This window comes from Microbispora sp. H10670, assembly GCF_014161385.1.
Classification (GTDB): domain Bacteria; phylum Actinomycetota; class Actinomycetes; order Streptosporangiales; family Streptosporangiaceae; genus Microbispora; species Microbispora triticiradicis.
In genome coordinates this window covers 63,409-70,642 of the sequence record NZ_JABBWW010000031.1, presented here as the reverse complement: position 1 = coordinate 70,642, position 7,234 = coordinate 63,409, and the positions used below count along the sequence as shown (strand labels likewise).

1 protein-coding gene is annotated in these 7,234 nt (G+C 76.0%); it reads left to right on the top strand.

What is annotated here, in order from left to right; translation table 11 throughout:
- Nucleotides 1–29: 29 nt before the first annotated feature.
- Complete coding sequence (locus HHX33_RS30275; RefSeq protein ID WP_220502371.1) at nucleotides 30–7,229, top strand: type I polyketide synthase; 7,200 nt, start codon at nucleotides 30–32, stop codon at nucleotides 7,227–7,229.
- The last annotated feature ends 5 nt before the right edge of the window (nucleotides 7,230–7,234 follow it).

The window sequence follows — 7,234 nt, the reverse complement described above, 5'->3', positions numbered from 1 at the left end:
CGGTGCGGTTGCCGTTCGCGTTCGGCGGGGTGAGTGTGTTCGCGGCGGGGGCGTCGCTGGTGCGGGTGCGGATCGCTCCGGTGGCGGACGTGGCGGGGGACGCGGTGGCGTTGCAGATCGCCGACGCTTCCGGTGCTCCGGTGGCGTCGGTGGAGTCGTATGTGTGCCGGGCGATGTCGGCGCAGTCGGTGGGGGAGCGGGTCTACCGGGTCGACTGGGTCCCCGCCCCGGCCACTGCCCCGGCCCAGCCGGCCGCGGGTAAGCCGGAGTTCACCCGCCTGGACGTCACCGGTGCCCCGGAGACGCTTTCGGGGATGCGGTCGGTGGTGGCCGGGGTGCTGGAGCGGGTGCAGGAGCAGGTGGCCGTTCCGGAGCCTGGTGGGCCGTTGGTGGTGGTCACGCGGGGTGCGGTGGGGCTGCCGGGTGAGGACGTGGACGTGTCGGCGGCGCCGGTGTGGGGCCTGGTCCGCGCGGCCCAGCAGGAGAACCCGGGCCGGTTCGTGCTGGCCGACATCGACGGCAGCGCGGAGTCGGAGGCGGTGCTGGCCGCGGCGGTTGCCGCCGGTGAGCCCGAACTGCTGATCCGGGCGGGCCAGGTGCGGGTCCCGCGCCTGGCCGTGGTGACCCCCGACAACCAGCCGGCGACCCCCGGCTCCGCTCGGGTGGTTTCAGGCTCCCAGCCGGCGACCTCCGATGCCGAGCAGGTGGCTTCCGGTTCCGAGCAGGCGGCTTCTGGCTCGGTGCCGGTGGGTTTCGGTGCTGGGGCGGTGCTGGTGACCGGCGGTGTCGGTGGGGTCGGGGCGCGGGTGGCGCGGCATCTGGTGACGGCGCACGGGGTGCGGTCGCTGGTGCTGGCCGGGCGTCGCGGCCCGGACACGCCCGGGGCCGATCTGCTGGCGGCGGAGCTGACCGAGTTGGGCGCCCAGGTGCGGGTCGTGGCCTGTGACGTGGCCGACCGGGAGGCGGTGGCGCGGCTGCTGGAGGAGGTGCCGGATCTGACGGCGGTGGTCCACGCGGCCGGGGTGCTGGACGACGGGCTGATCGAGTCGCTGACCCCGGACCGTCTGGACACCGTCTTCGCGCCCAAGGCCGACGCCGCCTGGCACCTGCACGAACTGACCCGCGACCGGAACCTCAGCGCCTTCGTCCTGTTCTCCAGCACCGCGAGCACGCTGGCGGGCGCGGGCCAGGGCAACTACGCCGCGGCCAACGCCTTCCTCGACGGCCTGGCGGCCCACCGGCACGCCCACGGCCTGCCCGCCCTCTCGTTGCCGTGGCACCTGTGGACCGGCGCCGGAATGGCGGAGGGGCTCAGCGAGAGCGACGTCGCCCGCATCGAACGGCAGGGCATCACGCCGCTGTCGGCAGACGAGAGCCTCGCGCTGCTGGACGTCGCGCTGCGCGGCACGGACCCGGTGCAACTGCCGATCAAGCTGGACCGGGCCGCCCTGCGCGCCCGTACCGACGAACTGCCCGCGCCGCTGCGCGCCTTCGCCGCCCGCGCCAAGGCGCAGGCGGTCACGAAGCCGGCGGCCGGCAACGCCCTCGCCGAGCGCCTGGCCGGCCGACCGGCAGCCGACCGCGACCGGATCCTGCTCGACCTCGTACGCGTGGACGTGGCGGCGGTGCTCGGCCACGCCGGGTCCGGCGAGATCGACCCGGACCGCCCGTTCACCGACCTCGGCTTCGACTCGCTGGCCGCGATGGAGTTCCGCAACCGGCTGGGCGCGTCGAGCGGGCTCACGCTGCCCGCGACGCTGGTCTTCGACCACCCCACCGCGCGCGCGGTCGCCGCGCACCTCGCCGACCGCCTGGCCGCCCTGATGGGCGACGGCGTGGCGGACCGGGCCGGTGGAGCCACCGCGGACGTCCCGGCCACCCGCGCCGCGGAGCCGGTCGCGGACGAGCCGATCGCGATCGTCGGCATGGCCTGCCGCTACCCCGGCGGCGTACGGTCGCCCGAGGACCTGTGGCGGCTGGTCGCCGACGGCGTCGACGCGATCGGCGAGTTCCCCGCCGACCGCGGCTGGGACGACGGCGTCTACGACCCGGAACCGGGTGTGCCCGGCAAGACCTACACCCGCCGGGGCGGGTTCCTGTACGACGCCGCCGAGTTCGACCCCGAGTTCTTCGGCATCATGCCGCGCGAGGCGCTGGCCATGGACCCGCAGCAGCGGCTGCTGCTGCAGACGGCCTGGGAGGCGTTCGAGCGGGCGGGCATCGACCCGAGGGCCGCGCGCGGCAGCCGCACCGGCGTCTACGCCGGGGTGATGTACCACGAGTACGCCAGCAGGCTGCGCGAGGTCCCCGAGGAGCTGGCCGGCTACCTCGGCAACGGCAGCGCCGCCAGCGTCGCCTCCGGGCGCGTCGCGTACGCCTTCGGCCTGGAGGGCCCGGCCATCACCGTGGACACCGCGTGCTCGTCGTCGCTGGTGGCGGTGCACATGGCCCACCAGGCGCTGCAACGCGGCGAGATCGACCTGGCGCTGGCCGGAGGTGTCACGGTCATGCCGACGCCGGAGGTGTTCGTCGACTTCAGCCGCCAGCGGGGGCTGGCCGCCGACGGCCGGTGCAAGTCGTACGCCGGAGGGGCCGACGGCACCGCGTGGGGCGAGGGCGCCGGTCTGCTGGTGCTTGAGCGGTTGTCGGATGCGCGGCGGCGTGGGCATCGGGTGCTGGGGGTGATCCGTGGTTCTGCGGTGAACCAGGATGGTGCGTCGAATGGGTTGACGGCGCCGAACGGTCCGTCGCAGCAGCGGGTGATCGGGCAGGCGCTGGCGGCGGCCGGTCTTTCCCCGGCTGACGTGGACGTGGTCGAGGGCCACGGCACGGGGACGACGCTGGGTGACCCGATCGAGGCTCAGGCGATCATCGCGACGTACGGGCAGGGCCGGGAGCGGCCGTTGTGGCTGGGGTCGGTGAAGTCGAACATCGGGCACACCCAGGCGGCGGCCGGCGTGGCCGGTGTGATCAAGATGGTGATGGCGATGCGGGCGGGGACGGCGCCGCGCACCCTGCACGTGGACCAGCCGTCGCCGCAGGTGGACTGGGACTCCGGTCAGGTGCGGCTGCTCACCGAGCCGGTGGCCTGGCCCGAGGAGGGCAGGCCGCGCCGGGCGGCGGTGTCGTCGTTCGGGCTCAGTGGCACCAACGCGCACCTGATCCTGGAGCAGGCGCCGGCCGAGGAGTCCTCGGCTGAGGAGACGCCGTCGTCCGGTCCCGCCGGCCTGCCGATCGTGCCTCTGGTGGTCTCCGGCCGGACCCCGCGGGCGCTGCGCGCCCAGGCGGGCCAGCTCCTGAATCATCTGGAGCTCCAGCCGGAGCTGGACCTTCGCGACGTCGGCTACTCACTGGCCACCGGCCGGGCCGCGCACGCCCACCGCGCGGTGGTGCTCGCCGACGGGCGCGCCGCGGCGGAGCGCGGCCTGGCCGCGCTTGCCGCCGCGGACACCGTCGACCCCGGCGTGGCCGATCTCGTCACCGGAGTGACCGGCACCGGCGGGCAGACCGCGTTCCTGTTCACCGGGCAGGGCAGCCAGCGTCCCGGCATGGGCCGCGAGCTGTACGAGGCGTTCCCGGTCTTCGCCGAGGCGTTCGACGCCGTGCTCGCCGAACTGGACCGTCACCTCGACCGGCACCTGGACCGGCAGCCCGATCACCACGGTGACCGGCCGCTGCGCGAGGTGCTGTGGGGCGAGGACGGCGATCTGGTGAACCAGACGGTGTACGCCCAGAGCGGCCTGTTCGCGCTGGAGGTGGCGCTCTACCGGCTGCTCGAATCCTGGGGGGTGCGGCCCGACTACCTCGCCGGGCACTCGATCGGCGAGCTCGCCGCGGCCCACGTCGCCGGGGTGCTCTCCCTTCCCGACGCCGCCGCGCTGGTGGCGGCCCGCGGCGCGCTGATGCAGGCACTGCCGCCCGGTGGCGCGATGGTCGCGGTCGCGGCCACCGAGGACGAGGTGACACCACTGCTGACCGGCCGGGCCGGCATCGCCGCGGTCAACGCGCCCGACTCGGTCGTGCTCTCCGGCGACGAGGCCGAGGTGCTCGCCATCGCGGCCGAGCTGGCGGCGGCGGGACGCAAGACCACCCGGCTGCGGGTCTCGCACGCCTTCCACTCGCCGCTCATGGAGCCGATGCTGGACGGCCTGCGCGCGGTCGCCGCGTCGCTCACGTACACGGCCCCGGCGATTCCGGTCGTCTCGACGGTCACCGGCGAGGTCGTCGGCGCGGAGCTGTGCACCGCGGACTACTGGGTCGACCAGGTCCGGCGCCCGGTCCGCTTCGCCGCGGCCGTCTCGGCCCTGGCGGCGGCGGGCGTCACCCGCTTCACCGAACTCGGCCCGGACGGCGTGCTCACCGCCCTGGCCCAGCGGAGCGCGCCGGACACCGCGCTGTTCACGGCCACCGCCCGGCGCGACCGGCCCGAGCCGGCCGCCGTCCTGACCGCGCTCGCCAGCCTGCACTCCGGCGGCGTCCCCGTCGACTGGCGGGCGTTCTTCGCCGGAACCGGCGCACGGCCGGTGGACCTGCCGACCTATCCCTTCGAGAACAGCCGGTTCTGGCTCGACGCGCCGCAGGTCGCCGCCGACGCGACCGGGCTCGGCCAGCAGGCGTCCACGCATCCGCTGCTGTCGGCCGTCGTGGCCATGCCCGACGACCGGGTGGTGCTGACCGGGCGGCTGTCCACGGCCACCCAGCCCTGGCTGGCCGACCACCGGGTGCGGGGCCGGATCCTGCTGCCCGGCAGCGGCCTGGTCGAGCTCGCCCTGCGCGCCGGTCAGGAGGTGGGCTGCGGCACGGTCGCCGAGCTGATCATGGAGGCGCCGCTCGTCGTGCCCGGCCGCGGCGCACTGGCGCTGCAGGTCACCGTGGAACCGCCGGACTCCGCCGGGGCGCGGGTGATCCACATCCACACCCGGCCGGAGGACGGCGGCGGGTGGACGCGGCACGCGACCGGCACGCTCACCGCCGAGGACGATCCCGCCCTCGCCGAGGCCGCCGCCGATCTCACCCAGTGGCCGCCGCCCGGCGCCGCCGAGACGGCGATCACCGGCGGCTACGACCTGCTGGCCGCCCGCGGATACGAGTACGGCCCGGCGTTCCAGGGGCTGCGCGCGGCCTGGCGCGACGGCGACGACGTCTACGCCGAGGTCGCCCTGCCCGAGCGGGCCGCGGCCGACGCGCGGAGGTTCGGCCTGCACCCGGCGCTGCTCGACGCGACCTTCCACGCCGACCTGCTGGACGAGCAGGGCCTGCGGGAAGGCCGCACGGTCATCCCGTTCGCCTGGACCGGCACGACCCTGCACACGGGTGGCGCCGCCGCGCTGCGGGTGCACATCCGCAGGCTGCGCGGCGACGAACTGTCCACCATGACGCTGGCCGACGACAGGGGCCGTACGGTCGCCACGGTGCGGCGGCTCGCCGCGCGGGAGGTGACCGGGACGGCCGGCGGCGACCCCCGGGGCGGGTCGGTCCTGCGGCTCGAATGGCGCGATCTGCCGCTGGAGGGGGCGACGGCCGGGACCGCACCGGTGCTGGCCGGGGCCGACCACTTCGGTCTCGCGCGGCGTGCCGCTGGCGCGCACGACGGCCTCGCCGCCCTGGTGTCGGCGATCGACGCCGGAGCCCCCGTGCCCGACCTGGTGATCCACCAGTGCCTCGCCGAGCCCGCCGAGGTCCCCGTGCGGACGCGGGCGGCCGTCCACGAGGTGCTGGACGTGCTGCGCTCCTGGCTGGCGGACGAGCGCCTCGCCGCCTCCCGGCTGGTGATCCTCACCAGGCACGCCGTCGGCGACGCGGACGGGACCGACGGGCTGGCCCACGCGCCGGTCTGGGGCCTGGTCCGCGCGGCCCAGCAGGAGAACCCGGGCCGGTTCGTGCTCGTCGACACCGACGGTACCCCGGCGTCGACGGCCGTGCTGCTGCCCGCGATCCGGTCCGGGGAGGCGGAGATCATGCTGAGGCAGGGCGTCGCCCGCGTTCCCCGCCTGGCCCCGGCGACCGCGGACCGCGAGACGCCGCCGTGGGACCCGGACGGCACCGTGCTCGTCACCGGCGGCGCCGGCGGCCTCGGCGCGCACCTCGCCCGGCACCTCGTCACCGCGCACGGCGTGCGGCACCTGCTGCTGACCAGCCGCCGCGGCCGGGACACCGAGGAGGCGCGGCGCCTGGAGCGCGAGCTGACCGGCCTCGGCGCGGAGGTGACGATCGCGGCGTGCGACGTGGCCGACCGGGCCGCGCTGGCCGGCGTGCTCGCCGCGATCCCGCCGGACCGGCCGCTGCGCGCGGTGGTCCACGCGGCCGGCGTGATGGACAACGCGCTGATCGGGTCGCTGACGCCCGCGCAGGTCGAGGCGGTGCTGCGGCCCAAGGTCGACGGCGCCTGGCACCTGCACGAGCTCACCGCCGACGCCGATCTGACCGCCTTCGTGCTGTTCTCCTCGTTCGCCGGACTGCTGATCGGCGCCGGGCAGGGCAACTACGCCGCGGCCAACCGCTTCCTCGACGCCCTCGCCGCCCATCGGGCGGCCTCCGGGCGGCCGGCGACGTCGCTGGCCTTCCCGCTCTGGGCGACGCGGACCGGGCTCGGCGGCGAGGCCGTCGACGGGGAGTCGGAGGAGCGCCGGATGGCCGCGCTCGGCATGCCCGCCCTGTCCACCGAGGACGGGCTGGCGCTGATCGACGCCGCGCTGACCCGGCCGGACGCGGTGCTGGTGCCGCTCCGGCTCGACCGGGCCGCGCTCGCCGCCGCGGAGTCCGTCCCGCCCATGCTGGCCGGTTTCGTCCCCGCGAAGGCGCGGTCCGAGGCGGCGCGGCCGGCGGAGCGGACCCTCGCCGAGCGGCTGGCGGACGCCGGACCGGCCGACCGGGACCGGATCCTGCTCGACCTGGTGCGGGCGGAGGTGGCGGCCGTGCGGCACGCCGACCCGGACGCGATCGACGTCGCCAGGGGCTTCACCGAGCTGGGCCTGGACTCGCTGGCCGCGATCGAACTGCGCAACCGGCTGTCGGCGGCCACCGGGCTGCGGCTGCCGGCGACGCTGATGTTCGACTATCCGAACCCGCGGGAGCTGTCCGGCTACCTGCGGGAGGAGTTGCTGCCCGGCCTGCCCGACGAGGCGTCTCCGGAGGAGGGGCAGGCGGAGCCGAGCCTGCCGACGATGCAGGAAATCAACGACATGACGGTCAGCGACCTTGTGCGCGCGGCGTTGTCCGGGTCGAACTGAGCAGG